The organism is Gulosibacter hominis, from assembly GCF_904842695.1.
Taxonomy (GTDB): domain Bacteria; phylum Actinomycetota; class Actinomycetes; order Actinomycetales; family Microbacteriaceae; genus Gulosibacter; species Gulosibacter hominis.
This window is the reverse complement of sequence record NZ_CAJGWQ010000002.1, coordinates 194,417-220,360: the sequence shown is the minus strand read 5'-3', so window position 1 is coordinate 220,360 and position 25,944 is coordinate 194,417. Positions and strand designations below refer to the sequence as shown.

Genomic DNA, 25,944 nt, shown 5'->3' with positions numbered 1-25,944 from the left:
CGGTTGTGTTTGAGGACCTGGTCTACGGCTCGTTGTCTTCCCTCAACGGTCAGTGGGGCGTTACGGTGGGTCATGGAACGGGTCTCCTTTCGGACGACGGATGTTTTCGACACCACCCATCGTGCCGGTCAGAGGCCCGTTCCTTCTACCCACACTCCGGTGGCCACAACGTCATGGCCCACAACATCTAGCAGCACCGGTTCGCACCAAAAACAGCGTGGGCCGGTGCCCGAGCAGCACCGGCCCACACGACATGTGCCACAGTTGGCGGGGCTATTGTGCGGCGCGTTCGAGAATGATTTCGCGCACGCGGCCGGCATCGGCCTTGCCCTGCATGGCCTTCATCACCGCACCGATGATCGCACCGGCGGCCTGCACCTTACCGTCGCGGATCTTTTGCAGCACATCGGGCTGGGCCGCGAGCGCTTCATCCACTGCGGCAACCAGTGCGCCGTCGTCTGACACCACGGCGAGGCCACGGCTGTCGACCACCTCACGCGGCGAACCCTCACCGGCAAGCACACCCTCGAGCACCTGGCGGGCGAGCTTGTCGTTCACAACGCCCTCGCTGATGAGCGCCTCGATTTCGGCAACCTGCGCGGCGCTCGCGAGTTCGGTGGGGTGTACCTGACGCTCGTTGGCGATGCGGCTGAGCTCACCCATCCACCATTTTTTGGCACCCGCTGCCGTGGCACCAGCGGCGACGGTGTCGGCAACCGCGTCGAGCAGGCCGGCATTGACGATATCCATGAACTCCTGGTCGCCAAAGCCCCATTCGCCCTTGAGTCGACGGCGGCGCAGCACTGGCTGCTCGGGGAGCTCGGCGCGCAGCTGTTCGACCCAGGTGCGGTCGGGGCGCAGCGGCATCAGGTCGGGTTCGGGGAAATAGCGGTAGTCGTCGGCGTCCGACTTCACCCGACCCGGCGAGGTGCGCCCGGTGTCTTCGTGCCAGTGGCGCGTTTCTTGCGTCACCGTACCGCCGGCTTCAAGGATGGCGGCCTGGCGCTGAATTTCGTAGCGCACGGCTCGTTCGATCGAGCGGAACGAGTTCACGTTTTTTGTTTCGGTGCGGATGCCGAGCTTTTCGGTGCCGCGCGGTCGCAGCGAAACGTTGGCGTCGCAGCGCAAGTTACCGCGCTCCATGCGCGCTTCTGAAACACCCAGCGCACGCACGATGTCGCGAATGGTGGAGACGTAGGCGGCGGCGAGTTCGGGGGTGCGGGATTCGCCGCCGAAGACCGGCTTGGTCACGATCTCAACGAGTGGCACACCGGCGCGGTTGTAGTCGACGAGCGAGTGATCGGCTCCCTGGATGCGGCCGGTTGCGCCACCGATGTGGGTGAGCTTACCGGCGTCTTCTTCCATGTGGGCACGCTCGATCGGCACCGAGAACACCGTGCCGTCCTCGAGCTCAACCTCGACCTCACCATTGAACGCGATCGGGTCGTCGTACTGCGAAATCTGGTAGTTCTTCGGGTTGTCGGGATAGAAGTAGTTCTTTCGCGCAAAACCCGATTCTTCGGCGATTTCGCAGCCGAGGGCGAGCCCCAGGCGAATCGAGTGCTCAACCGCCTGCTGGTTTACCACCGGCAGCGTGCCCGGCAGGCCGAGGTCGACCGGGCCCACGAGCGTGTTGGGCTCGGCATCGTCGTACTTGCCATTGGCGGGGTTGGGCGTGGGCGAAAACATCTTGGTGTCGGTGTTGAGTTCAACATGCACCTCGAGGCCGATAACCGGCTCGTATTTTTCGAGCGCCGCCTCGTAGTCCATCAGATCGGGACGAGCCATTATCGTGCGCCTTCCTTGAGCTCGGGAGCGGCGGCCAGCAGCGTGCTACCGCGCTCGGTGTCGAGCGCGCGTTCGATCGCAGCGCCCACAGTGTAGAGTCGGGCATCTTCGCGGGCCGGGGCCATCAGCTGCAGCCCCACCGGCAGCCCGTCAGCAAGCCCCGAGGGCAGCGACAGGGCTGGCACGCCCGAGAGGTTTGCCGGGATAGTGGTGAAGTCGGCGTAGTACATGGCGGTGAGGTCTTCCACACGCTCGCCGAAGCGGAACGCCACCGAGGGCGAGGTGGGCGCGGCCAGCACATCGACCTCGCTGAACGCACGCTCAAATTCGCGCTGCACCAGCGTGCGCACCTTCTGAGCCGAGCCGTAATAGGCGTCGTAGTATCCGGCCGACAGCGCGTAGGTGCCGAGCAGGATGCGGCGCTTGACCTCGTCTCCGAACCCGGCCGCGCGGGTTGCCGACATGACGGCTTCGACATTGGCGGCGCCGGCGTCGTCGACGCGCAGACCGTACCGCACCGAGTCGTAGCGAGCGAGGTTGCTCGATACTTCGGCGGGCATCAGCAGGTAGTAGGCGGCGACGGCGTATTCGAATGTGGCGGTGTCGATCCAGCTGATTTCGGCGCCAAGTTCACGCAGCGTCTCGAGTGCTTTTTCGAAGCTCTCGCGCACGCCCGGCTCGCAGCTTTCGGCATCGGCGAGCTGCTTGGGTACGCCCACGCGCAGCCCCTTGACTGCGCCCGGCTCGTGTCCGGCGCGGGCAGCGTCGGCAAATGACGGCCACTCGGTGTTGAGTGAGGTCTGGTCGCGCTGGTCGCGACCACCGATGATGTCGTGCAACAGTGCGGCATCGAGCACGGTGCGCGCGGCGGGGCCGATCTGGTCGAGCGACGACCCCATGGCGAGTGCCCCGTAACGGCTCACGCTGCCGTAGGTGGGTTTCATGCCGACGGTGCCAGTCAGGGATGCCGGCTGACGAATCGAACCACCGGTGTCGGTGCCAAGCGCGATCGGCGACTCAAATGCCGCCACAGCCGCTGCCGAGCCACCGCCCGAACCGCCTGGGGTGCGGTCGAGGTCCCACGGGTTGTGGGTGGGGCCGTAGGCCGAAAACTCGGTCGAACCGCCCATCGCAAATTCATCGAGATTGGTTTTACCGATGATCGGGGTGCCCGCGGCACGCAGCTGCTCAACGACGTGGGCATCGTACGGTGGTTTCCAGCCCTCGAGGATGCGGCTGGCTGCGGTGGTTTCAAGACCGCGGGTGGCGATATTGTCTTTCACCGCCACGGGCACACCGGCCAGCGGTGAAAGCGTTTCACCGGCAGCGAGACGACGGTCAACTTCGGCGGCCTGTTCGAGCGCGCCCTCGGCATCGACCTTGAGAAATGCGTGCACCGCGCCGTCGACCGCGTCGATGCGGTCGAGGTGGGCCTGGGTGACCGCAACCGAGGTGGTGTCGCCGGCGCGAATCGCGGCGGCGAGCTCGGCGGCAGAGCTGCGAGTGAGTTGTTCAGTCATGCGCCTACTCCCCTACTGTTCTTCGCCAAGGATTGCGGTGACCCGGAAACGGGTTTCGTCGTGGTCGGGTGCTCCCGCGAGCGCGGCATCGCGGTCGAGGACCTGGCCCACTTCATCGGGCCGAGTGACGTTGTATTCCACCAGCGGGTGGCTTGCCGGGGGCACCTCGGGGGTGGCTACTTCTTGCACTTTTTCGATGATGTGCTGCAGGTCGACGAGCTGCTCGGTCATACGCGCCACCTCTTCGTCGGTGAGGTTGATTCGCGCTAGGCCGGCCAGGTGCTCGACGTCGGCCGCGGTGATGTCAGACATTGCGCTCCGTAATCGATATCGGATGGGAACTGGTCAATTCTAGTTCGCCATCTTCGCGATGGAGCTTAATGCGGCTGATACGGGGGCGGGGGCTGCTGGCCAAACGGACCGTAGGGGTTCTGCGGATGCTGCTGTGGGCGCGCTTGGCCCGGCTGCTGCTGTGGCCCAGCCTGCTGTTGCTGCCCAGCCTGCTGCTGTGGCCAGGGAGCTTGCTGCTGTGGCCCGGCCTGCTGTCCGGCCCGCTGTGGGGGCCAGGGCGCCTGTCGCGGCGGCTGTTGCGGTGGATACGGCTGGTTGAACCGCTGCTGCGGCCCAGGTACCTGTTGTCCGGGTGCCTGTTGACCGGGTACCTGTTGCTGAGGCTGCTGTGACTGCCACGACTGCTGCGGAGGCCACGATTGCTGCCCCGGTGTGGGTTGGGAGGGCGCTGCCTGGAATGCCCCGGGCTGCCCCGGTTGCCCAGGCGCCGGCTGGAATGGTGCTGCCTGGAATGGCGCTGGCGGTCGTGGCTGCGACCACTGCTGCGGCGGCTGATCAAACTGTTGCTGGCCAGGCTGCGGGCGCGGGCCCGCGGGTTGCTGGCTAGGCGATTGCGACCCGGGCGGTTGGAAGAATTGTTGCGGCTGACGCTGCTGTTGCGGTAGCTGCGGTTCTTGCGGCGGACGCTGCTGCCCTGAACCCGGATGCTGCGGCAGCGGTGGCAGCTCGGGCAGCCCCGGCATTGCGGGTTGGCTCACCGGCGCAGGTGCCGATGGGGGCGAGACCGGCTCGGGTGCCGATGGCGGCGCTGCCGGCGGTGCTGGCGGTGCTGCAGTCGGGTTCGAAACCGCAGGCTGCGCATCGACAACCCCAAAAATATCGGTGGCGGTGAACGCCGGCTCATCGGCATCATTCTCGGCCGGCTCATCCAGCTGCGGTGCATTTATAGGCGTGGATGCAAAAACAAATGGTGAGGGACCAAATGGCGATTCGTCGTCGAGTTCAAATTCCGCGACCATTCGCTCGGTCGACTCGCGCGCCGAGCGCTGGTCGACCGCATCCTGTTCACGATTGATCGACAGGATGCGTCCCTCGGCATCGAAGGTGGCGATCACCGTGCCATCGGCAACTGAGACGCGCATCCCGTTCTCATCGAACGTTTCGCTGGCGGCACCCAATTGTTTGAGGTAGGCCTCGAACGCGGCACGATGCCGGTCGCTGATCTGCAGCGCAACACCGCTCATCACAATGTCGACCAGTGCGTTTGCGCCGGGCGTTTCAAGCTCGCCGGCAGCCACGCTCAGCACTGCCAATTTGCCCGGCTCGGTCTCAATGCGTAGCCAGTGGGATGCATCACTCAGGCTCTGCGCCGCCAGTTGCAACGGCAGCGAGGCGGTTTCGTGCAGCTGCACCTGCGGGGTGGTCAGCGGCGCAATTGCGCGCTGTTCGCCAACCTCGCGTACGCGACGGGCGAGCTGCAGCACCGCGTCGGAAACCCCGATGGCTTCCTGCCATGCCCAGGTCCACATCCCCGCGGTTTGATCAATAGTGGCGATGAACTGTGCCGGAAAATCGTGCGAGGTCTCGCCGAGGTGAACCGTCACGGCTGCGTGCGCGGGGTTAAAAGTCCAGGTTGCGTCAGGGAAGCGTTCGGCCAGCTCACGCTCGGCCTGGACATGCGCGAAGATCGCGTCGGTAGCCAGGTCGATCAGCGACTCATCCTGCACGTTGCGCTCCCCTCTTATCCGGCGTGGTCGAACCTCGGCAAGGGTATCGAATAACCTCGGCTCAAGGCTCGGCATCAACCGATAACTGGCGGTGAGAGAATAGAACAACTCCGTCTGTGTTGTCGAAGGAGATCGCCGCCATGCACGACCGCATCACGCTTCGTTTTCTTGCCGCTCCCACCGACGAGACCCGTGATGGGCTGAGCATTCAGGCGGGGCGCGTTCTCGAATGGATCGACAAGGCCGGTTACGCCTGTGCCGCCGGCTACAGCGGCCACTATTGCGTGACCGCGTACGTCGGCAATGTGCACTTTTCGCGACCGATCCGCCCCGGCGAACTCGTTGAGGCAACCGCGCAGCTCATTTACACGGGACGCACCAGTATGCACGTGCTGGTTACCGTCGAGTCGGCCAGCCCACGCACGGGCGAGTTCTCGCTGGCCACGCGATGTCTGCTCGTTTTTGTCGCCATGGATGACGACCGCAAGCCCGTCGAGGTGCCCAAGTGGCGACCCCGTACCAGCGAGGATGAACGACTCTCGGCGGATGCCGTCGAACGGCTCGAAGCCCGCAAAGAGATCCACCAGATCACCCTCGACCAAAAATTCAGCGACGAGGGCACGACCCCGTCACTTACGCTGCGGTTTTTGGCGAATCCGACGGATGTGAACTGGGGCGGGAATGCGCACGGTGGCATTGTGATGCGCTGGCTCACCGAGTGCGCGCAGACACTTTCTACGAGCTTTGTCGGTAAACAAACGGTGTGCGTGTACACCGGCGGTATTCATTTTCAGGCACCGGTGCACATTGGTGATGTCGTGGAGGTTGATGGCCGAATCATCCACACCGGTCCGCACTCGGTGCACATGTCGCTGCGGGTACGTTCGACCGATCCGCGCGATATGCGGTTCAGGCTCACCACCCGCTGCACCATGGTGTTTGTGCGCGTGGATGGGGACGGTAAAGCCGCCGAGGTGCCGCAGCTCGAACTCAAGAGCGAAGAAGACCGCCGGCTCGATGCACACGCGCTCGATCTCATCGCCCGCCGCAAACGCCTCAAGCCGCTACCTACGCCGCGCCGCTGAGCCCGACTCAAACCGACTTGCCGTTATTGGCCAGCCTTGCCGTTATTGCCCCGCCTAACCGTTACTGATCAGGTGCGCGACCGCATCCGGCCCGCCCTCAACCAGCAACGCAAAACCGGCCGCATCCAATACCGGGATGCCCAGCTCTTCAGCCTTCGCGAGTTTTGAGCCGGCACCCGGACCGGCAGCAACATAATCGGTCTTTTTTGACACGCTTGATGCTGCCTTACCGCCGGCCTGAATAATCGCTTCTTTTGCCGATTCACGCGAGTAGCCCTCGAGCGTTCCGGTAGCCACCACCGTCAGGCCGCTCAACGGGCCGCCGGTCTGCGCCGCAGCGCCCGGCCCCGGATGCCCAGGAATTTCCCACCGCACCCCGGCTGCGGTCCAGCGCTCAATAATTTCGATATGCCAGTCGACCGCGAGCCATTCGGTAATCGACTCGGCGATGATCGGCCCCACGCCCTCAACCGAGCTCAGCTCGGCAACGCTCGCCGCACGAATCGCCGCCAGTGAACCAAACCAGTCGGCCAGCGCTCGAGCCGCGACCGGGCCCACGTGGCGAATATTCAGCGCCACCAACAGTCGCCACAGCTCTTTGGTCTTCGCTTTTTCGAGCTCGGCAATCAGTTTGGTTGCCTGTGCAGACGGTTCGATAATTCGATGGTCTTTTTTGATGCCTGCCTGGCGCCGCTGCGCCGCGGTCATCCCCTCGGCCTCGGGCGGGTACTCGAGCCGCGAGCGCTGGAATGGCGCGCGACGCACCGGCTCACCGCTGTCGTCAACGCGCTCCTCACCGGTTTCGCCGTCGCGCACCACCACCACGATCGGCACGAGCTCTTCGACAGTGAGATCAAATAGCCCGGCCTCGGTGATCAGCGGCGGCTCAGCGGGATGCTCGGGCTGGGTCAGCGCGGCCGCGGTCACCTCCCCGAGCACCTCCACATCGAGCGCTCCCCGCGAGCCAATGTGTTCGATTCGGCCGTGCACCTGAGCGGGGCACGAGCGAGCGTTCGGGCAGCGCAGGTCGATATCGCCCTCTTTCATGGGGCGCAGTTCGGCGCCACACTCTGGGCAGTTTGTGGGCATCACAAACTCGATTTCGCTGCCGTCACGGGCTGACATCACCGGGCCGAGGATCTCGGGGATCACATCCCCCGCCTTGCGCAGCACCACGGTGTCGCCGATTTTGACGCCCTTGGCGCGCACCACATCCTGATTGTGCAGGGTCGCCTGCCGTACCACCGTACCGGCAACCTGCACCGGGGTCATCACGGCATACGGGGTGGCACGGCCCGTGCGGCCCACACCGATGCGGATGTCTTCGAGCTTCGTGTGCACCTCTTCCGGCGGGTACTTATAGGCGATCGCCCAGCGCGGCGCACGCGAGGTGGCGCCGAGTTTGCGGTGCTGCTCCAGTTCATCCACTTTGACGACAATGCCGTCAATTTCATGCTCAATGCTGGCGCGCTGTTCACGGTACTGTTCAACAAAATCCACCACCGCATCCGCGTTCGGCAGCACTCGCACATGCGGGCTTGTTGGCAGCCCCCAGCCGGCCAACAGCTCATAAATCTGCGATTGCCGCTGCTGGGGCGGATTGGGCCAGTCGCCGATACCGTGCACGAACAGCTGCAACGAACGAAGTCGCGCCACACCCGACTCATGTTCGAGGCCGGTTTTTTTGTCGATCTGCTGCCGCAGACCACCGCTTGCCGCATTACGCGGGTTGGCAAAGGCGGGGAAACGGTTTTCGGCGCGGCGCTGTGCCTGTTTTTCGGCAGCAGCGTCCCACTCGCCGCGATGCTGCGAACGCAGCTGCGCCACCACTTTGTCGCGCAGCTCAAGCTGCAATTGGTTCAGCTTTTCGAAAGCGGCCACCGGGATGAATACCTCGCCCCGCACCTCAAACGCATCCGGGTGCCCATGACCTTCGAGCCGCTGCGGAATAGCCGGAATATGCTGCACATTCGCGGTGACATCTTCACCCGTGACGCCGTCGCCGCGAGTGGCTGCGCGCACAAGCCTGCCGTGCTCGTAGCGCAAATTGATCGCCAGGCCGTCAATTTTGAGTTCGCTCAGCCACTCGACCTCGCCACCAATAGCCGCCTGGGTTTTCACCAGCCAGTCACGCAACTCGGCAACCGAAAACACATTGTCGAGCGAAAGCATCCGCTCACCGTGCACCACCGGCGCGAACAGTTCTGCCACGCCACCGCCCACGCGCTGAGTTGGTGACTCGGGATCAACCAGCTCTGGATGCTGCGCCTCAAGTTCACGCAGCTCGGCCATCCGTGCGTCATATTCCGAATCGGGAACGATCTGCTCATCACGCTCGTAGTATGCCGCTGACCACTCGTCGAGCTGGGAACGCAATTGGCTTGCGCGGGCCGAAGCTACCGCGCGCTCATCCTGCAGCTGATCGCTCATACACCGGTCCGCTCGTCAAGGAAGCCGGTGAGCTGCTTGCGGCCCGCGCCAAGCAGCCACTTGGCTTTTTGGTCGGTCTTTTTTTCGGCGTGCGCGGCGTTGGTGGTGTCGTAGTAGACATAGCCCACTCCGATACCAAAGATCGCCACGGCCACCCCCACAAAAATCCAGAACCAGAGCATGTCGGGCTGCATCAGCAAAATCGACAGTGCCAGCACGATGCCCGCAACAATCAGCCACATCAAAATCGCCGCGATCCAGTCGACCACGGCAAATTTGCGAGCTTTAGGGGTGCACTTCGCCGCGAACTCGCCGGCGGTCTCGGTGAATCGTGCCTCATAGTCAGCTCCGGCACGTTCGCGATCATGGGGATGCGGATACCGCTTTGCCCAGCGCTCAACCTGCGTCAAAAACTGGTCGAGTGCCTCGCCATCACGCAATTGTGGGGCACCCTCGCGCGCTCCCCCGGTGCTCATTGACACGGTCGCAAACCCATCCCTTCCCGCTCGGCCCGGCGACGAACAGTGTCGCCACGCTCGGCCAAGTCTAGTCGGCCCCCCGACAAGTTTTGCTGCCGCTCGGCACCCGACAAACGCCCGCTCGGCGGCCGCAGTCAGGCCGCCGGCGCTGATTCGCCGGTTTCGACGGCCGACTCGGTTCGGTCGATGGTGAAGGCCCCCACAACGCGTTCGCCGTCGTACACGACGGCCGTCTGCCCCGGAGCCACACCGTGAATCGGCTCGGCCAGCCGCACCGCCACCTCGACTCCGGGTTCGGTCGCGTCGGGGCGGGTGGAGATCTCGGCGGCACGTCGGATGAATACCCCCGGCACAGCTTCGCCGTGCGCGCGTACCTGCACGAGGCAGTCAAAACGATCGGCCTGCGGAGCCGGGCCGGCCCAATTGAACCGCTGCCCCGAAACCTCGCCGATCGCGAGCGCAGCCCTCGATCCCACCGTCACCTCGTTGCGTTCGGTGTCGATGCCAAGCACAAATCGCGGCGAACCATCGGGGGCGGGACGACCAATATTGAGGCCCTTGCGCTGGCCAATGGTGTAGGCGGCGGCCCCAGCATGTTCACCGATCTGGTTGCCTTCCGCATCCACGATGGCGCCGGGGCGCATCGGGATGTGGTCTCCCAGCCAGGTGCGGGTGTCACCGTCGGGGATAAAACAAATGTCGTAGCTATCGGGTTTATTGGCCGTCACAAAGCCTCGACGCTCAGCTTCCGCCCGCACCTGTGCCTTCGACTCGTCATCACCCAGCGGGAACCAGCAGTGCTGCAGCTGCTGCTCATTCAGCACCGCCAGCACATATGACTGGTCTTTATCGTGTTCGGCGGCACGGCGCAGCTCACGAGTGCCATCGGGCTGCTCAATCAACCGGGCATAGTGCCCGGTGACCACGCAGTCGAAACCAAGATCGAGCGCTTTTTCGAGCAGGGCCGCAAACTTAATTTTTTCGTTGCAGCGCAGGCACGGGTTGGGAGTGCGCCCCTGGGCGTATTCCGAAATGAAGTCGTCGACCACGTCTTCGCGGAACCGCTCCGAAAAGTCCCACACATAGAAGGGAATATCGAGCTCATCCGCAACTCGGCGCGCATCCACCGCATCTTCAATAGTGCAGCAACCGCGCGACCCGGCACGCATGGTGCCACCGGCGCGAGAGAGCGCCAGATGCACACCAACCACGGCGTGCCCCGCGTCGACGGCGCGCGCAGCTGCCACCGACGAATCGACTCCACCGCTCATTGCCGCCAGTACCTTCATAGGTACCAGTGTAAGAGCCGCTACACCTCGCGGTACGAAAAACCTGCCTTGCGGGCGCGCTCATACGCCTCGGGCAGCACTTTGGCGAACGTTTCGAGTTCGTCGTCACTGGTCTGCTCACCCACGGTCATCCGCAGCGCGCCAAGCGCCTGCTCGTTCTGGTAGCCGCAGCCAATTACCGCGTGGCTCGCCTCGGGGATACCTGCATGACATGCCGAACCGGTTGATACCGAAACACCCGCCATATCCAGCAGGTACACGAGCGAATCGCCCTGACAGCCGGGGAAAAGAAAATGCGCATTACCGGGCACTCGCGCCGGAACCTCAACACCACTGTCGTTGAGCAACGCATCCGGGTCGGCACCAGTCAGCGTGGCATCGGGCACCGCCTGGCGCACGATTTCGATCATCCGGTCGCGCCGCTCACGCACTCGGGCAGCGTGTTCGGCCAGCCACTGCTCATCAGCAATGAGCTCGGCAACGGCACCGAACGCCACCGCGCCGGCCATGTTCTGGGTGCCCGATCGCAGTCCGTACTGCTGTCCACCGCCGTGGATGAGCGGGTCAAGTTTGGTGCCGCGGCGCAGTGCCAGCGCGCCGATTCCCACCGGGCCGCCAACCTTGTGCGCTGAAACCGCAACCGAGGTCACACCCCACTCGTGCAGCGACACCGGCAATGAGCCGTAGCTCGCTACCGCGTCGATGTGCACCGGCACTCCGGCCGCGTTCGCAAGTTTGGCGACCGAGCGCACCGGCTGCACCGTGCCGATCTCATTGTTGACGTGCAGCATGGCCACCAGTGCCGTGCGATCGTCAAGCTCGCGCTCCAGCGCATCCAGATCAATCACACCGGTCGTGTCAACCGGCACGATCACCACCTCGGCTCCGTGGTGGTCACGCATCCAGGCCACCGTGTCGAGCACGGCATTGTGTTCGATTGCAGTGGTGATGATGCGTGGCCGCTCGGCATCGCGGTTGCGTGCATGCCACAGCCCCTGAATTGCGGTGTTATCGCTCTCCGTGCCGCCCGAAGTCAAGATCGTCTCGACGGGCTCGGCTCCGAGCGAAGCCGCAATCGAGGCACGGGCCCGCTCCAGGGCCCGACGGGCGTGTTGGCCGTGCGTGTGGATCGACCCCGGATTTCCGATCTGATCAACCGCAGCTACCAGCGCGGCTTTTGCAGCCGGATGCATCGGTGCGGTCGCGGCGTAGTCAAGATAAGCAACCATGCATGACATTCTGACACCTGCAGCCGGTTAAACTCTTGCGGTGTCCGCTGACGGCCGAGCAGTTTGGCCGTGACGTGCTGAGGATTTTCATGACCACACCAGACTTTGCCGATCTTGGCGTTACGCTCACCGAGTTTGGCGGCCGCCTGCGAGTGTGGAGCCGCCACGCCACCGCGATGGATCTCGTGCTTTTCGAGGGCGGCGCCGAACAATTTTCGCTGCCCATGCAGCGCAGCGGCGAAACCTGGGAGATCACCACCGCAGAACTGCGCCCCGGCCGCCGTTATGCGCTGCGGGTTGACGGACCCGAGGGCGAACAGCATCGCTTCGACCGCTTCACCACGAGCCTCGACCCTTACGCTCGCCACGTCGAAAACATCGGTAGCGCCAGCACTCCCCGCTGGGTTGCCGTCGTGGTGGCCGATGACAAATTCGATTGGGGTGAAACGCCTCGCCCCAACACCCCGATGCGTGACGCCGTCATCTACGAACTCCATGTGCGCGGTTACACGCAGCTGGCGCAGTTCGTGCCCGAACCGCTGCGCGGCACCTACGCCGGCCTGGCCAATGAACGCGTCATCGCACATCTCAAGAACCTCGGTGTCACCGCGGTTGAGCTTCTTCCCGTGCAGGCGTTCGGTAACGAGCAACACCTGCGCCAGCAGCAACTCACGAACTACTGGGGCTACAACACGCTCGGTTTTTTTGCGCCGCACGCACCCTATGCATCCGAAGCCGCCCGCCAAGCCGGACCCGAAGCAATTGCGCGCGAATTTAAGCAAATGGTGCGCACGTTCCACGAGGCCGGCCTCGAGGTCATCCTCGATGTGGTGTACAACCACACCGCCGACGAGCACGACAACGCCCCACAGGTGCTTTTCCGCGGAATCGACAATGCCGTTTACTACCGGCTCGGTGAAAACGGTCGGCTGAACGATGTCACCGGATGCGGCAACTCGGTAAATACCTCACAGCCGGTGGTGCAACAGCTGGTGATCGACTCGCTGCGATACTGGCACGAAGAGTTCGGCGTTGACGGGTTCCGTTTCGACCTCGCCCCGACGCTCGGCCGCGACGAACACCACGAATATCACCGCGACCATCCGCTACTGCAGGCAATCGCTTCCGACCCGCGGCTGGCCGACGCCAAAATTATTGCCGAACCCTGGGATGTGGGCTTCGGCGGTTGGCAAACCGGCAATTTCCCACTGGGATGGTCGGAGTGGAACGACCAGTACCGCAACCGCGTGCGCCGGTTCTGGGTTTCAAGTTTTGCCCAGGCCCGCATCACCGGCCACCACCGCGAGGGCGTCGGCAAACTGGCAACCGCGCTGGCGGGCTCATCCAACCGCTTCGCCGACGAGCGGGGCCCGGTGGCGAGCATCAACTTTGTCACCGCGCACGACGGGTTCACCATGCAAGACCTGGTGAGCTACAACACCAAACACAATCTGCTCAACGGCGAACTCGGCCGCGACGGCAGCAACGACAACCACTCGTACAACTTCGGTTACGAGGGCGACACCACCGACGAGCAGACACTCTTTTTGCGCCGACTGGCCGTGCGCAACCTTTTTGGCACACTGCTCATCTCGGCCGGAGTACCGATGATCACCGCTGGCGACGAGTTCGGCCGCACGCAGCGAGGCAACAACAACCCTTACAACCAGGACAATGAACTCTCGTGGGTGCACTGGGATTGGAATGAACAGGCCCGCGAGCGCATCAACCACGTGCGGTTGCTACTCAAAATTCGTGCCGAGCATCCGGTGCTGCGCCCCACGAATTACAACCACGGCCGCGAGCTGAGCGACCACTCCACCACACTCGAATGGTTCGACGCGCTCGGCGAAACTATGCCCGAGTGGGAGTGGAACTCACCACAAACCCGTTCGGTGCAATATCTCGCCTCGATGAAACTCGCCGAGGGTGTCGACCGGCTGCTCATCCTGGTGCACGGCGTCAACGATCCGGCGCCCTTCCGGCTTCCCAACATCGACGGTATCGCGGAATACCGACTGCTGTGGGACTCGGCCGTCGATGATGTGCAGCACCTGCACACCGATTCGATGGCAATCGCCACGCCCGGCCAGCGAATGCACGTTACCGGCCCCTCGATGCGGGTTTACGCCGTGCGCCACCGCGCCATCACCGGGAACACCGCACCGATCCAGTTGCCATAGTGCGCGTTCAGGTAGCGCCCATGCGCGGTCACCCGAACTTGCTAGCGTCGAAACCGTGGCTGAAACACCTGCATCGAACCAGTTCCATCCCAGTCTTTCGCTGAACCGCCCCGCAACGAGCGCAGCGACCGAACCGAATGCGGCATTCCCCGGCAGCGGATACGAGCCGGTAATGGGGCGCATTCCGATCCTTGAGCTGCGCTCCCAGATCACCGACAACCTCTTCCCCGCCAAGGCCTACCAGGGCGAAGTGGTGCCGTTCTCATGTGTCGCATTCCGCGAGGGACATGACGTAATCGGTACGCAGCTGGTGCTCACTGATCCGCACGGCGAATCACGTCGCATTCGGATGCACGCGGGTCGCCCGGGTCTCGACGAGTGGGTGACCACCGTTCAGGTGCGCGAGACCGGCGACCACCACTGGTATGTGGAGGCGTTCGGCGACGACTACGCCACCTGGATGCACAACGCCACTATCAAGGTGCCCGCCGGTATCGATGTGGAACTGATGCTCGAAGAGGGCGCCCGCGTCGTTGAGCGAGCGGCCGACAACCGCGAAGCCTTCGCCGCTGCTCCGGCCATTGGCGACCAGCTGCGCGACGCCATCAAACAGGCCCGCGACACCTCCATCCCCGCAAACACCCGGCTGGCAGCGCTCACCACCGCGGCGATCCAGCGGCACCTGCGCGAACACCCGGTGCGGTCGCTCGTGACAAAGTCGGCCGAGCGCGTGCTCAAAGTCGAGCGCCTGCGCGCCGGATTCGGTGCCTGGTACGAGTTTTTCCCCCGCTCTGAAGGAGCCCGCCCCAATGGCGACGGATCGTGGACCTCGGGCACCTTCGCCACCGCCAGCAAGCGCCTCGACGGGGTCGCCCAAATGGGATTTGACGTGGTCTACCTGCCACCGATTCACCCCATCGGGCTCACCAACCGCAAGGGCCCGAACAACACCCTCACCGCCGGGCCCAACGACCCCGGATCGCCCTGGGCAATCGGAGCCGCAACCGGTGGGCACCGGGATGTGCATCCCGACCTCGGCACCATTGACGATTTTGTTGCCTTCCGCCGTCGCGCCGAAGAACTCGGCCTCGAAATCGCACTCGACCTCGCGCTGCAGGCAACCCCAGACCACCCGTGGGTGAGCGACCACCCCGAATGGTTCACCACTCTCGCCGACGGCAGCATCGCCTACGCCGAAAACCCGCCGAAAAAATACCAGGACATTTATCCACTCAACTTCGATAACGACCGCAACGGTCTGTACACCGAGGTGCTCGAGACGGTGCAGTTCTGGATCGAGCACGGCGTAAAAATTTTCCGCGTCGACAACCCACACACCAAGCCGTTGCAGTTCTGGGAGTGGCTCATCCACGAAATCAATGCCGAACACCCCGAGGTGATCTTCCTCGCCGAGGCCTTCACCCGACCGGCCGTGATGACCTCCCTCGCCAAAGCCGGGTTCCAACAGTCGTACTCGTACTTCACCTGGCGCAACAGCCGCGACGAACTGCACGAGTTCATGAACTGGATTTCGCACGAAACCAGTTCATTCATGCGGCCCAACCTCTTCGTGAACACCCCCGACATTCTCACCGAATACCTTCAGCACGGCGGCCGCCCCGCCTACGAAGCACGCGCGGTAATCGGGGCGATGGCCGGCACAAACTGGGGGGTGTACTCGGGCTTTGAACTCATCGAAAACGTTGCCCGCCCCGGCTCAGAAGAAAACATCGACAACGAAAAGTACGAGTACAAACAGCGCGACTGGGAAACCGCCGAAGCCACAGGTCAATCAATTGCACCGCTGATTCGCCGGCTCAATGAAATCCGCCACAGCCAACCGGCGCTCGCCCAGCTGCGCAACTATGTGGCGCACTACGCCGATACCGACCAGATCTACGCCTTCTCGAAGCACCTCGCCGGCGCCCACACCGAATCGGGCGCCCCGAACTCGATCATCGTGGTCGTCAACCTCAACTTCCGCGACACTGTCGAATCGAGCCTGCACCTCGACCTCACCAGCTTCGGCCTCGTACCCGGCAGCCGCTTCCTGGTGGAAGACCTGCTGTCTGGTTCGGTTTGGGAGTGGCACGACGCGAACTATATTCGCCTCGGCCCCGGCCAAGCCCACATCCTGCGCGTACAGCACTAATACGCATCCCTAACCGAGCGCCGGGCGGCTGCAATCGTGGTCGGCCGGCGCTCAACTGCGAACGCTAGCCTGAAGTCAGATGCTGACGAGAGGACTCCCATGAGCACAACACCGAACCTCACCCCTCCCCTCATCCCCGACGCCGAGCTGCTCGCGCTCGGTGAGGGGCGACACAGCGGCCCGCACGGTGTGCTCGGTCAGCACCTGCTCGATCCCACCGATGCGGTGGGTGACACCGCGGCCCCGGTAGTGCTGCGAGTGCGTCGCCCGCTGGCGGAGTCGGTCACCGTCATACTGGCTACCAGCGGCGAGCGGGTCACTCTCAGCCACCTCGCGCACGGTATCTGGCAGGGCACCCACATCCACGGCCTCGACGACTACCAGATCGCCACCGAGTATGGCGATGGCGTCGAGCACCTCGAAGATGACCCCTACCGTTTCCTACCCAGCATCGGCGACCTCGATCTTTTTCTCATCGGCGAGGGCCGGCACGAACGGCTCTGGGAAGTGATGGGATCGCATGTGCGTGAGCACTGGGGCACCCACGAAGCGGTCGCCGGCACTTCGTTCACGGTCTGGGCCCCGCACGCCGCCGCCGTGCGAGTGGTCGGCTCGTTCAACGACTGGGATGGTGCCAAGCACGCCATGCGCCGCCTCAACGAGGGCGGCATTTGGGAGCTATTCATCCCCGGTGTCAGCGCACACGCCACCTACAAATTCCAGATCCTCACCGCCGAAGGCGTCTGGATCGATAAGGCCGACCCGATGGCCCGCCACACCGAACGTCCGCCACACACCGCATCCGTTATCGCATCCACGAACGAATACGAGTGGAACGACAGCGACTGGATGAACCGGCGCGCCGCCACCGACCCGCACAACTCGCCCATGAGCGTGTACGAGCTCCACGCCATGTCGTGGCGGCCGGGGCTCAGCTACGTCGAGCTCGCTGATGAGCTCATCGAATACCTCGACCAAACCGGTTTCACGCACGTCGAGTTCATGCCGCTGGCCGAACACCCCTTTGGCGGCTCGTGGGGCTACCAGGTCACCGGCTATTTTGCGCCCACCTCCCGGCTCGGCTCACCCGACGAACTGCGCTACCTGATCGACCGGCTGCACCAGGCCGGTTATGGCGTGCTGATGGACTGGGTGCCCGGACACTTCCCGAAAGACTCGTTCGGTCTCGCCCGCTTTGACGGCCAGGCGCTCTACGAGCATCCCGACCCGCGTCTGGGCGAGCAGCTCGACTGGGGCACGCTGGTGTTCAACTACGGCAACTCGCAGGTCCGTAACTTCCTCGTCGCTAACGCGCTGTACTGGCTGGAGGAGTTCCACATCGACGGCCTGCGCGTCGACGCGGTCGCGTCAATGATCTACCGTGACTATTCGCGGAATGAATGGCTGCCGAACGCTGACGGCGGCCGCGAATACTACGAGGCCATCGACTTCCTCAAAGAAGTCAACGCCACCGCCTATAAGCTCTACCCCGGCATCGTGATGATCGCCGAAGAATCCACCAGCTTCCCGGGCATCACCCGCCCCACCGACTGGGGCGGCATCGGATTCGGCCTCAAGTGGAACATGGGCTGGATGAACGACAACCTGCGCTATATTTCGCGCGACCCCATCCACCGCAGCTACCACCAGGGCGACCTCACCTTCTCATTCGTGTATGCCTGGAGCGAGCAGTACATGCTGCCGATTTCACACGACGAGGTGGTGCACGGCAAGGGCTCAATGTGGACAAAGATGCCCGGTGACGACTGGCAGAAAGCCGCAAACATGCGCGCGTTCTACGGCTACCAGTGGGGTCATCCCGGCAAACAGCTGCTGTTCATGGGGCAGGAAATCGGCCAGCCCAACGAGTGGAGCGAAGAGCGCGGCATCGACTGGTGGTTGCTCGAAAATCCCACTTTTGCGGGCATCCAGCGGTGGGTGAGCGACCTCAACCAGCTCTACCGCGACACCCCGGCTATGTGGGAGCTGGACAACGATCCCGCGGGGCTGCAGTGGGGGTCAGCCGATGACGCCGGGCACAGTGTGATCACCTTCATCCGCCGCGACCGTTCCGGTGGCGAGCTGCTGTGCGTGTACAACTTTTCGAACTCGGCACTCGACGACTACCGCATCGGTGTGCCCACCGGCGGTGCCTGGCGCGAGGTGCTCAACTCGGACGATCTGCGCTACGGCGGCTCGGGGGTTGTGAACCCGAGCGATCTGCTGACCGACTCGGCGATGCCGTTGCAGGGCCACGCGCAGTCGCTGGCGCTGCGCATCCCGCCGCTGGGCGCGACGTTCTTGAAGCCGATCGATTAGCCTGGCAATTGGTTGACGAGCGACCGTAGTCGCTCGCAAACAATTGGGCCGGTTCCGCGAGTTGGATGCGGAACCGGCCCAATTGCGTTCAGCTGCGAACTAGGCGAACAGCAGGTTTGTCAGCTGCTGCCGCGCCCGCTGCACACGCACATCCTCATTACCGACCACCTCGAAGTATTCGAGCAGTCGCTCACGAATCGCCGTCTTGCCGTCTACATCCACGCTGCTAAACAGCGACAGCAGTCGGTTGCAGGCGTCGTCAACGTGCCCGCCCGATAGGTCGAGGTCGGCAACCTCAAGCTGAGCTTCGAGGTCGTTCGGGTTTTCAGCCGCGCGCTCACGAATCTCAGCGAGGGTCTTCCCCTGCAGGCGGCCCAGCAGCCTCACCTGCGCGAGCCCGGTGCGAGCGGCATCATCGCCTGGCTGTTCGGCGAGGGCTTTTTCATAGGCCTGCTGCGCGGCAGCAATATCGCCGCGCTCAAGCGCATCCCGTGCCGCCTGGTGAAGCGGGGGCAGTTCGGGTTCGGGAGCCGGCTCTTCCGGCGCTGCTCCGGTGGCAATAGTTGCGGTCATGCCGCGCTGAGCGGCCGCCTGGATCAGCTCGGCCACGAGCTGCTCGATCTGTTCGCGCGGCGGGTTGCCATTAAAGAGCGGCATGGGCTGGCCGCCAAATAGCGCGATCGTCTGCGGTTGTCGGCCAAGATGCGGGTGTGCATCGAGGTTGATGCGCAGCAGTGCGATGCGGCCATTAGCGGCACGAACAATTTGTTCGAGCACCGGCACCAGCTCGGTCGATTCGTGTGACCATCCCGCATGCATCTGCACCAGCACGGGCAGCAGGCTCGACAACTGGGCGAATTGCTCGAGCTCGGTGTCAGAGCCCTCGATAACCACATCCGGCAGCGGAATTTGCTGCGAGCCGCCGGGCTGTCCCGGGTGCTGGGATGCGCCAGCCGGCTGTGGCGCGGGCTGCTGGGGCCGAGCCTGAGCTTCCTGCGCGCCTGCAGCGCCAGCAAGCGTGCTCAGATCAACCGCTCCCCCGCTTCCAGCAATCGCTGCCGAGCGGTCGTTTACCTGTTCATCAGCCATTCGTGTTGACCTCATCCTTTGTCAGTTGACGTGCGCTGGTCATCGCCTGCGAAGTGCCGAGGAACGACACCTTGCCACCGGTTGCTTTCGGGGGGATGTAGAACAAAACCTGGTCGGTGTAGACCCGCTCAAAACCAAACTCTGAAGTGTCGGTGCCCGCGAGCGCGGCCGTGCGGCCAGCCACCGATATACGTGAGCGGTCGTTAACGGCGCTGAGCGTTTCGGTTTCGTGGATCGAAACCGCCACGATCGCACCACCATCAAGTGCGGTTACGCCGACGGGTTCGCTATCGGTGGCCGCATAGCTGAAGTCGAGTTTGGCGACCTCGGCATCGAGACCGTCGCGTTCGCTCTTGCGATAGTCATCGTTCACCTGTTTGCGCAGTGCGTCATGTTCGGCAGTGAAATTCTTTGCGTGCTCCGACTTATCGCCCTTTGCGATGATGTCGGCGTAGGCTGCGGCAATTTTGTCGGGGTTCTGGGCGAGTCCGTCTGTCAACTCCGGTAGCGGTGTGGCACCGATCTCAACCGGTGCAGCATCGGGTAGTTGCACGCCGGGTTCAAATTGCACCAGCGAAGTGATTCGATATCCCTCGCGCGGTGATTGCTGCACCAGCATGGCGCCGAACGGCACGGCATCGGCCGAACCGTCGGAGGTGGCGTTGACCACAGCGAATGCGGTGCGCGGCCACTCCTGCGTCGCATCCGGAATCAAATATGCGACTTTGCCCGTGGGAAAAGGCACCGGCCCGGGGAGCTCACCGTCGGCGCTCTGGGCCTTATACAGTGCCTTGCGCTCGGCGAGAGCATCACCGGTAAAGCGCGGCTCGAGCAGCTTCGCGTCGCGGTTTTTGTCGGCTTCTTTGGCGCGTGCCCCAGCATCAGCAATGATTTTGTCGGCCCGCTCTACCGAGAGCACCGGATAGTGCGCACCCTCATCGATGATGGCCGCGTCTGCCTCAGAAGTCGGGGTGCCGGTGGGGGCAATTTCGGTGCCGGTCCATGATTGCGGCCAGTACTGCGGCGCACAGCCGGCGAGGGTGAGTGCTCCAACAAGCAGCGCGGGCGCCACAAAAAACACCCGTTTCGGCGCCTGCGAGCGATTACGGCCGCGGGGACGTTTCCACTTCGATTCATCGTCGTCAGAACTGGGCGCGGCGGGGGTTTCGATGACCGGCTCCGGTTTGTCGGCAGATTCTGGACTGTCGGCAGGTTCGGGCTCTTCGGCCTGCGTTTCGGGCTCGGGCTCGGCTTGTGGCTCGGTTTGGGGTTCCGGCTCAGCCACGGGCGCTGCGGAATCGGTAGCCGACTCGGCCGCATCCTGTGCACCCGGTTCATCAACCACGGCCGGTTCATCAATCACGGCCGGTTCAGCGTCGTCGCTCGCCGCATCCTGTTCGTTCGCTTCCGGTGCAGCACTGCGGATGATCGGAATCTCTGAGGTCGGCAGCGGCTCTTCCTCGGCATTGCGCGGTTGGAATGGTTCGGAAAGGTCAAGATCGGGCGCTGATTCAAGCTCGGTATCAATCTCGTGATCACGCTGCGCGTCCGCGGCAGCGGCCACGACGCTCTCGGCCAACTCGTCGTCCCACTGCACCGCCGTCCATTGCTCGTGGTCGCGAGCGGCGTGTTCCCGCTGCGCAGCGTCCACGGGCTTCGCTGGCGCCACGGGCGCAACCACCGCGCGACGCTGCGCGCGTCGACGCCCGGCAAGCGCCCACCACAGCAACAGTCCGGCTACCAGCAGCAGCACCGCGCCCGCAACAATCAACGGCCCCGAAAGGGGTGCGTACCCTCCGAATGGCCAGGTGATGGCGACCTTATTTGGTGCCGGATGCGCACCGTCGCTAGCGATCAACATCGAATAGCCGGGAGCCACCACGGTGTTGATCGTGAGCTCACCATCGCCCTCGATCGTTTCCATCCACAGATCGCTATTGAGCGGATCTGGTACTTCCGTTTCAGAACCGGTGACAGTGAACTCCAGTGATTCTTGATCGGGATGCCCGTCAACACTCGGTCCGACACTGATCGCGTCATGCTTGGCCTCGCCAACCCAGCCGTGCACATCATTCGTGCGACCAATCGCCACGGTAATCGGGCCGTCACCAGAAATCACGATTGACTGCGCCCCGGCGTGCGATGACAGCACCTTTTCATCAAGCACCATCACCGGCGCATCAGACTGCGATTCGCCGCTGGCCGTAATCGAATCGATCGCGGCCGCCTCCGAGAACTGCAGCAGCCCAATCATCAAAAGCACGGCACCGGCCACCGCAGCAAGCGCAGACAGAATAAATCGCACCAGTTCTCCTCCGTATCCGTCCGATTCGGCAGTGAGCCCCAGCTTTTGATTACCGAACGGATGCTCAATTTTAGACCAGCGCCCTGTTTCCACCTGGGCGGGCAGTCAATATCACCGGAGGCGATCAATTCTGCGCGCGCATCCAAACTTCGTCGGAAGGTCGCACTAGGCTTTTGCCAGAGCGTGGACGCAGGGCGTCGACAACGTGACCGGGAGGTTTGATTCGAGTGAATGGCTTCAATTTCACCATGGCTATGCGCGGGTACAGCCGTGAAGAGGTAGATGAGGCAATCGCGCAGCTACAGCAGCGCATCCAGCAGCTCGAACAGCAGTCACAACAAACCTCCCGCACACTAGAAGAGCGCAACAACGAGCTCGAGCAGCTCACCAGCCGTGCGGACGAGCTGCAGCGGGCCCTGAAAGAAAGCGATGCCCCAACCTATGCCGGGCTTGGCACCCGCCTTGCCGGCACCCTCGCCACTGCGGAAGAACAGGCGGCCCGGCTGATTGCCGACGCGAACCGCGAAGCCGACCGCATCCTGAGCGAGGCCCGCCAAAATGCGCTCAAGGTACAGGAAGACGCCAACGACTATTCCGAGCGCGTGACCAATGAAGCTGACGCTTCCGCCCGCCGAATCCAGGCCGAAGCGCAGTCAACTGCCGACCAGCTCGTCGAAAATGCCACCCAAGAGGCCGAACTCACCCGCCAAAACCAAGAGAGCGAAATCGAGTCGGTAAAAAACCAGATCACCGCTGAGCTGCGCGAGCGGCGACACTCAACCGACCGTGAAATCGCCGCCGCCCGCGCGGTAGCGAACGAAGAAATCGCTCGCCAGCGCCAACAGCACGAAACCGAGCTGGCCGACTCGCTTGCCAAGCTCGCCGAACAGCAGCGCGGGTTCGAAGAGTTCAAACTCAACGGTACTGCCGAGGTTGAGCAGGCACGCGAAGCAATGCAGCGCGAGCTGGTCGAACGCCGTGCCGAACTCGAAAACGAGCTGGCACAGCGCCGGCACCAGCAAGAGCAGGAGCTCGGCGAAGCCAAGACTCGGTTCGACCGCGAAACCAGCACCGCACGCGAAACTCTTAACGCCGAACTGACTCGCCTGCGCAGCGAGGCCGAAACCGACGCGCAGTCACTGCGTGAGCAGGTCGAGCGCGAGACCACCGCGCTGCGAGAACTCGCCGAGCGCGAAGTGGCAGATCTGCGCGCCCAAGCAGAGCTCGAAACCGACGAGGTGCGCCGCGCGCTCGAGCGCGAGCAGAATGAGCTGCGCAGTCGCCTCAACGCAGAACTTGGTGAGCAGCGCGAAACCGTCATGCGCGAACTCGCTGAAGCGCGCTCGGCGCAGGAGGTCGAGCTGACCACCAAACGAAACGAATTCGAAAAGCAGCTGGTGGCTGCCGGGCGCAATGCCGAGGCTGCGGCCAAACGCATGATCGACGAGGCTACCGAGCAGCTCGCCGACCTTAATCAGCGCAGCGAACAGGTGCGCCGCGACTCAAGCAAGATCTCGGCCGATGCCCGCGCCCGCGCGCAAGAAACCATCGAATCGGCCGAACGCCGTGCCGCAACCCTGCTCGAGCAGGCGAACCGGCAGGCGCGCGAGCGCGCCCGTGAGCTCGAAGAGCGTAGCCGCACCGAAACCGCCGATGCCGAGCGCCGTCTGCGCGAACTGCAGGATGAACGCGACGAGGTAATCGGTTACCTCGACCAGATGCGCGCGGTTTTCCAGCAGCTCAATATCCCCACCCCGCAGCAGACCACCCAAACTTCGGAGCCAGCGACTGAAAAACCCGCTGCAGCTAACGAAACCGACGAGTCATAATGCAGATCGAAAACCCCGTCCGCGTCGGATTTTTCGGCGCAATCGGTGTGCTGCTGGCAATGTTCCTCGCCGGCATGCTCACCTCGTTGTCGACAGTGCTCACCTATATCGGTGCCGCACTCTTCCTCGCGCTCGGGTTCGAGCCGCTGATTTCATGGCTGGAGCGGCGCCGCTGGCCGCGGCCCGTAGCCATGTTGGCCACAATCGTGTTCGTCGCCGGAGCGGTGGCGCTCGTGGTGTGGGCAATCGTGCCCTCGGTGTCCGAGCAGGTGAACGAGATCGGCGTGCGCTACGGCGCTATCGTGAACGATCTCATCAACTCCAACATTGCCGATTGGGCTCGAAACACCTTCCCGCTACTCGATATCAATAAGATCATTGCCGAGGCCACCGCCTGGCTGCAAAAAAATGCTGGCGCGATCACCGGCGGCGTCCTGCAGGTGGGTGTGGGCATCGTAAACGGACTGTTCGGCGCGATGATCGTGTTCATCCTGATGACCTACTTCATCACCAGCATGAACTCGCTCAAGCGGGCGTTCTATCGTCTGACTCCCGGCTCCAAACGCGCAACCGTCGCCAAAATCACTGAAAAGGTCACCGGTTCGGTGGGCAAATATGTGATGGGACAGATTGGTCTCGCCGCGGTTAACGGTGTGCTGTCGTTCATTTTCCTCACCATCATCGATGCGGCCATGCCGATGGTGTTCGCGGTGCTGGCGTTCGTCGGTTCACTCATTCCGATGGTGGGTACGATTTCAGCCTCGGCACTCATCGTCCTCGCCCAATTGCTGTTGGCCCCGCCGGGAACCCCGGTGTGGTGGATCTGCGCCATCTACTACCTCGTGTACATGCAGATCGAGGCCTATGTGATTTCTCCGCGCATCATGTCGTCAGCGGTGAAAGTGCCCGGCTCGGTTGTGGTCATTGCTGCGCTCACTGGAGGTACGCTGCTGGGCCTACTCGGTGCCCTCATCGCCATTCCGGTCGCGGCCAGCATCATGATCATCATCGAAGAGGTCATCATCCCGGTACAGGACGAGCGCTAGCCCAGCCGCAACCCCGCAGTCGCTACCAGCGCTGCCAGCACGGCGTGTGCCAGTGTCGCCGATCTGCCAGTGCCGATTCTCATCCCCCAGCACGCTATCGGCGCGCCACACCGCCACATGGGCCACACCCACACCCACCTCTCTGCCGCACCCGGGGCAGCGATAGGGCTTCTGGGCGCGTTCCGAACGGATTTGCTGCACCGTCCACTCAGCCCCGTGACGTGCCTCGACGCGCCGGGTCGCGCCCCGAATCCGACCAATGTCAAGCGGTTCGGGTTCGACTTGCCACTTATTGTGCCGTCGCCTACCGCCGCGACTCGACCGGTTACGCTGCCCTGACATGGCTGCCAGTGTACTGAGGCCGCATTAGAGACAGCACCGACAAAAAACTCGGGCACAGCGTTGCTGTGCCCGAGACAAAGGAGTTTCGCGTGACGGCCTAGTACCACCCGTTCGCGTTGCTGTGTGCAAGCGCTCCGTTCCAGCCGCCGTAGCGCGCATTCACGTAGCCATTGCCCCAGCGCAGCGCGTCAACCGGGTTGTTCCATTGGCCCGGGATCTTGCTGCACGGCAGTGCTTGCACCAGACCGCAAGCACCACTCGATGCGTTCATTGCGTCTGGGTTCCAACCCGACTCGCGTGAAATCAACGCGTCAGCGGCGCCCCACTCGTTTTCAGGAATTCCCGCGGCAGCCATCCACTCGCTCTTCGAGCCGCCGCCGCTGTAGGGAACGTAGGCCGGCTCGGCCGATTCTTGACCAGCGTCATCGCTCGCAGTAGCCGAGCTATCCGAACTGACAGGCACCGGCTCGGGCGTGGGCTCGGGCTCAAGTTCGGTAGTAACCGCTTCTTTTCGCTCAACCGATGCCACCGCGCCGAGGTTCGCCTGGTACGACTGCGAATTTGCCGCCGAAATATCGGCCACCGAGGGCAGCTCAACTGCCTGAGCGGCAGGAGCCGGAGCGCTCGCCTGGACGATCGCAGTGAGGGCGATACCGGCGGTCACACAGGCGCCGATCGACCCTGCGATGACACGATTGCGGCGGGCCGCAGTGAGAGCAGCAGGACGCGCGGCTCGGGTCGCACCGGTACGCTGCAGCTGGCTCATATGGGGTCACCTTCCGTTTGGGAGCAACACTATCTACGGTAACGGAAAGGTCACGGAATGACAACGGAATGGTAG

17 protein-coding genes are annotated in these 25,944 nt (G+C 63.4%); 6 read left to right on the top strand and 11 right to left on the bottom strand.

Annotated elements, in window-relative coordinates:
* Positions 1-273: 273 nt before the first annotated feature.
* The 4 genes from gatB to JMV54_RS10755 all read right to left on the bottom strand — a co-directional run bounded on the left by gatB (position 274) and on the right by JMV54_RS10755 (position 5,326).
* Positions 274-1,788: an Asp-tRNA(Asn)/Glu-tRNA(Gln) amidotransferase subunit GatB gene (gatB, locus tag JMV54_RS03255; RefSeq protein ID WP_201517467.1), complete on the bottom strand. Its 1,515-nt coding sequence runs from the start codon at positions 1,786-1,788 to the stop codon at positions 274-276.
* Positions 1,788-3,308 carry an Asp-tRNA(Asn)/Glu-tRNA(Gln) amidotransferase subunit GatA gene (gatA, locus tag JMV54_RS03250; protein ID WP_201517466.1) on the bottom strand — a complete coding sequence of 507 codons (1,521 nt, stop codon included), beginning with the start codon at positions 3,306-3,308 and terminating at the stop codon, positions 1,788-1,790. Before gatA ends, gatB begins: the two co-directional genes overlap by 1 nt.
* Before the next feature lie 12 nt (positions 3,309-3,320).
* A complete protein-coding gene (gatC, locus tag JMV54_RS03245; RefSeq protein ID WP_201517465.1) occupies positions 3,321-3,620 on the bottom strand; it encodes an Asp-tRNA(Asn)/Glu-tRNA(Gln) amidotransferase subunit GatC in 300 nt (99 codons plus the stop codon).
* Between the two features lie 65 nt (positions 3,621-3,685).
* Positions 3,686-5,326: a DUF6882 domain-containing protein gene (locus tag JMV54_RS10755; RefSeq protein WP_201517464.1), complete on the bottom strand. Its 1,641-nt coding sequence runs from the start codon at positions 5,324-5,326 to the stop codon at positions 3,686-3,688.
* Positions 5,327-5,466: 140 nt separating this feature from the next.
* Here JMV54_RS10755 and JMV54_RS03235 point away from each other — a divergent pair, with 140 nt between their 5' ends.
* Entirely contained in the window at positions 5,467-6,411 is a 945-nt protein-coding gene (locus JMV54_RS03235; RefSeq protein ID WP_201517463.1) for an acyl-CoA thioesterase, read from the top strand.
* 54 nt (positions 6,412-6,465) lie between these two features.
* Here JMV54_RS03235 and ligA read toward each other — a convergent pair whose 3' ends face one another.
* From ligA to JMV54_RS03215, 4 genes are all read right to left on the bottom strand, one after another.
* Positions 6,466-8,841: an NAD-dependent DNA ligase LigA gene (ligA, locus tag JMV54_RS03230; RefSeq protein ID WP_201517462.1), complete on the bottom strand. Its 2,376-nt coding sequence runs from the start codon at positions 8,839-8,841 to the stop codon at positions 6,466-6,468.
* Positions 8,838-9,323, bottom strand: coding sequence for a hypothetical protein (locus tag JMV54_RS03225; protein WP_201517461.1), 486 nt, complete (start codon positions 9,321-9,323; stop codon positions 8,838-8,840). The genes ligA and JMV54_RS03225 overlap by 4 nt, the downstream gene beginning before the upstream one ends.
* Before the next feature lie 131 nt (positions 9,324-9,454).
* Complete coding sequence (mnmA, locus tag JMV54_RS03220) at positions 9,455-10,609, bottom strand: tRNA 2-thiouridine(34) synthase MnmA (RefSeq protein WP_201517460.1); 1,155 nt, start codon at positions 10,607-10,609, stop codon at positions 9,455-9,457.
* A 20-nt stretch (positions 10,610-10,629) separates the two neighbouring features.
* Positions 10,630-11,838 carry a cysteine desulfurase family protein gene (locus tag JMV54_RS03215; protein ID WP_201517459.1) on the bottom strand — a complete coding sequence of 403 codons (1,209 nt, stop codon included), beginning with the start codon at positions 11,836-11,838 and terminating at the stop codon, positions 10,630-10,632.
* An 89-nt stretch (positions 11,839-11,927) separates the two neighbouring features.
* Here JMV54_RS03215 and glgX point away from each other — a divergent pair, with 89 nt between their 5' ends.
* The 3 genes from glgX (at position 11,928) to glgB (ending at position 18,492) form a co-directional block, all read left to right on the top strand.
* Entirely contained in the window at positions 11,928-14,021 is a 2,094-nt protein-coding gene (gene glgX, locus JMV54_RS03210) for a glycogen debranching protein GlgX (RefSeq protein WP_201517458.1), read from the top strand.
* A gap of 172 nt (positions 14,022-14,193) precedes the next feature.
* The gene (locus tag JMV54_RS03205) at positions 14,194-16,173 is read left to right on the top strand and encodes an alpha-1,4-glucan--maltose-1-phosphate maltosyltransferase (RefSeq protein WP_201517480.1); all 1,980 of its coding nucleotides are present in this window, start codon (positions 14,194-14,196) and stop codon (positions 16,171-16,173) included.
* A 99-nt stretch (positions 16,174-16,272) separates the two neighbouring features.
* Positions 16,273-18,492: a 1,4-alpha-glucan branching protein GlgB gene (glgB, locus tag JMV54_RS03200; protein ID WP_201517457.1), complete on the top strand. Its 2,220-nt coding sequence runs from the start codon at positions 16,273-16,275 to the stop codon at positions 18,490-18,492.
* A gap of 99 nt (positions 18,493-18,591) precedes the next feature.
* Here glgB and JMV54_RS03195 read toward each other — a convergent pair whose 3' ends face one another.
* Together JMV54_RS03195 and JMV54_RS03190 are read right to left on the bottom strand one after the other, a co-directional pair.
* On the bottom strand, positions 18,592-19,581 hold the full coding sequence (locus tag JMV54_RS03195) for a tetratricopeptide repeat protein (protein ID WP_201517456.1): 990 nt from the start codon (positions 19,579-19,581) through the stop codon (positions 18,592-18,594).
* Positions 19,574-21,886: a DUF8094 domain-containing protein gene (locus JMV54_RS03190; protein WP_201517455.1), complete on the bottom strand. Its 2,313-nt coding sequence runs from the start codon at positions 21,884-21,886 to the stop codon at positions 19,574-19,576. Before JMV54_RS03190 ends, JMV54_RS03195 begins: the two co-directional genes overlap by 8 nt.
* Before the next feature lie 227 nt (positions 21,887-22,113).
* Here JMV54_RS03190 and JMV54_RS03185 point away from each other — a divergent pair, with 227 nt between their 5' ends.
* Both JMV54_RS03185 and JMV54_RS03180 read left to right on the top strand, forming a co-directional pair.
* A complete protein-coding gene (locus JMV54_RS03185; RefSeq protein ID WP_201517454.1) occupies positions 22,114-23,715 on the top strand; it encodes a DivIVA domain-containing protein in 1,602 nt (533 codons plus the stop codon).
* Positions 23,715-24,761, top strand: coding sequence for an AI-2E family transporter (locus tag JMV54_RS03180; RefSeq protein WP_201517453.1), 1,047 nt, complete (start codon positions 23,715-23,717; stop codon positions 24,759-24,761). Before JMV54_RS03185 ends, JMV54_RS03180 begins: the two co-directional genes overlap by 1 nt.
* Before the next feature lie 439 nt (positions 24,762-25,200).
* Here JMV54_RS03180 and JMV54_RS03175 read toward each other — a convergent pair whose 3' ends face one another.
* Positions 25,201-25,869, bottom strand: coding sequence for an aggregation-promoting factor C-terminal-like domain-containing protein (locus JMV54_RS03175; RefSeq protein ID WP_201517452.1), 669 nt, complete (start codon positions 25,867-25,869; stop codon positions 25,201-25,203).
* Positions 25,870-25,944 lie beyond the last annotated feature (75 nt).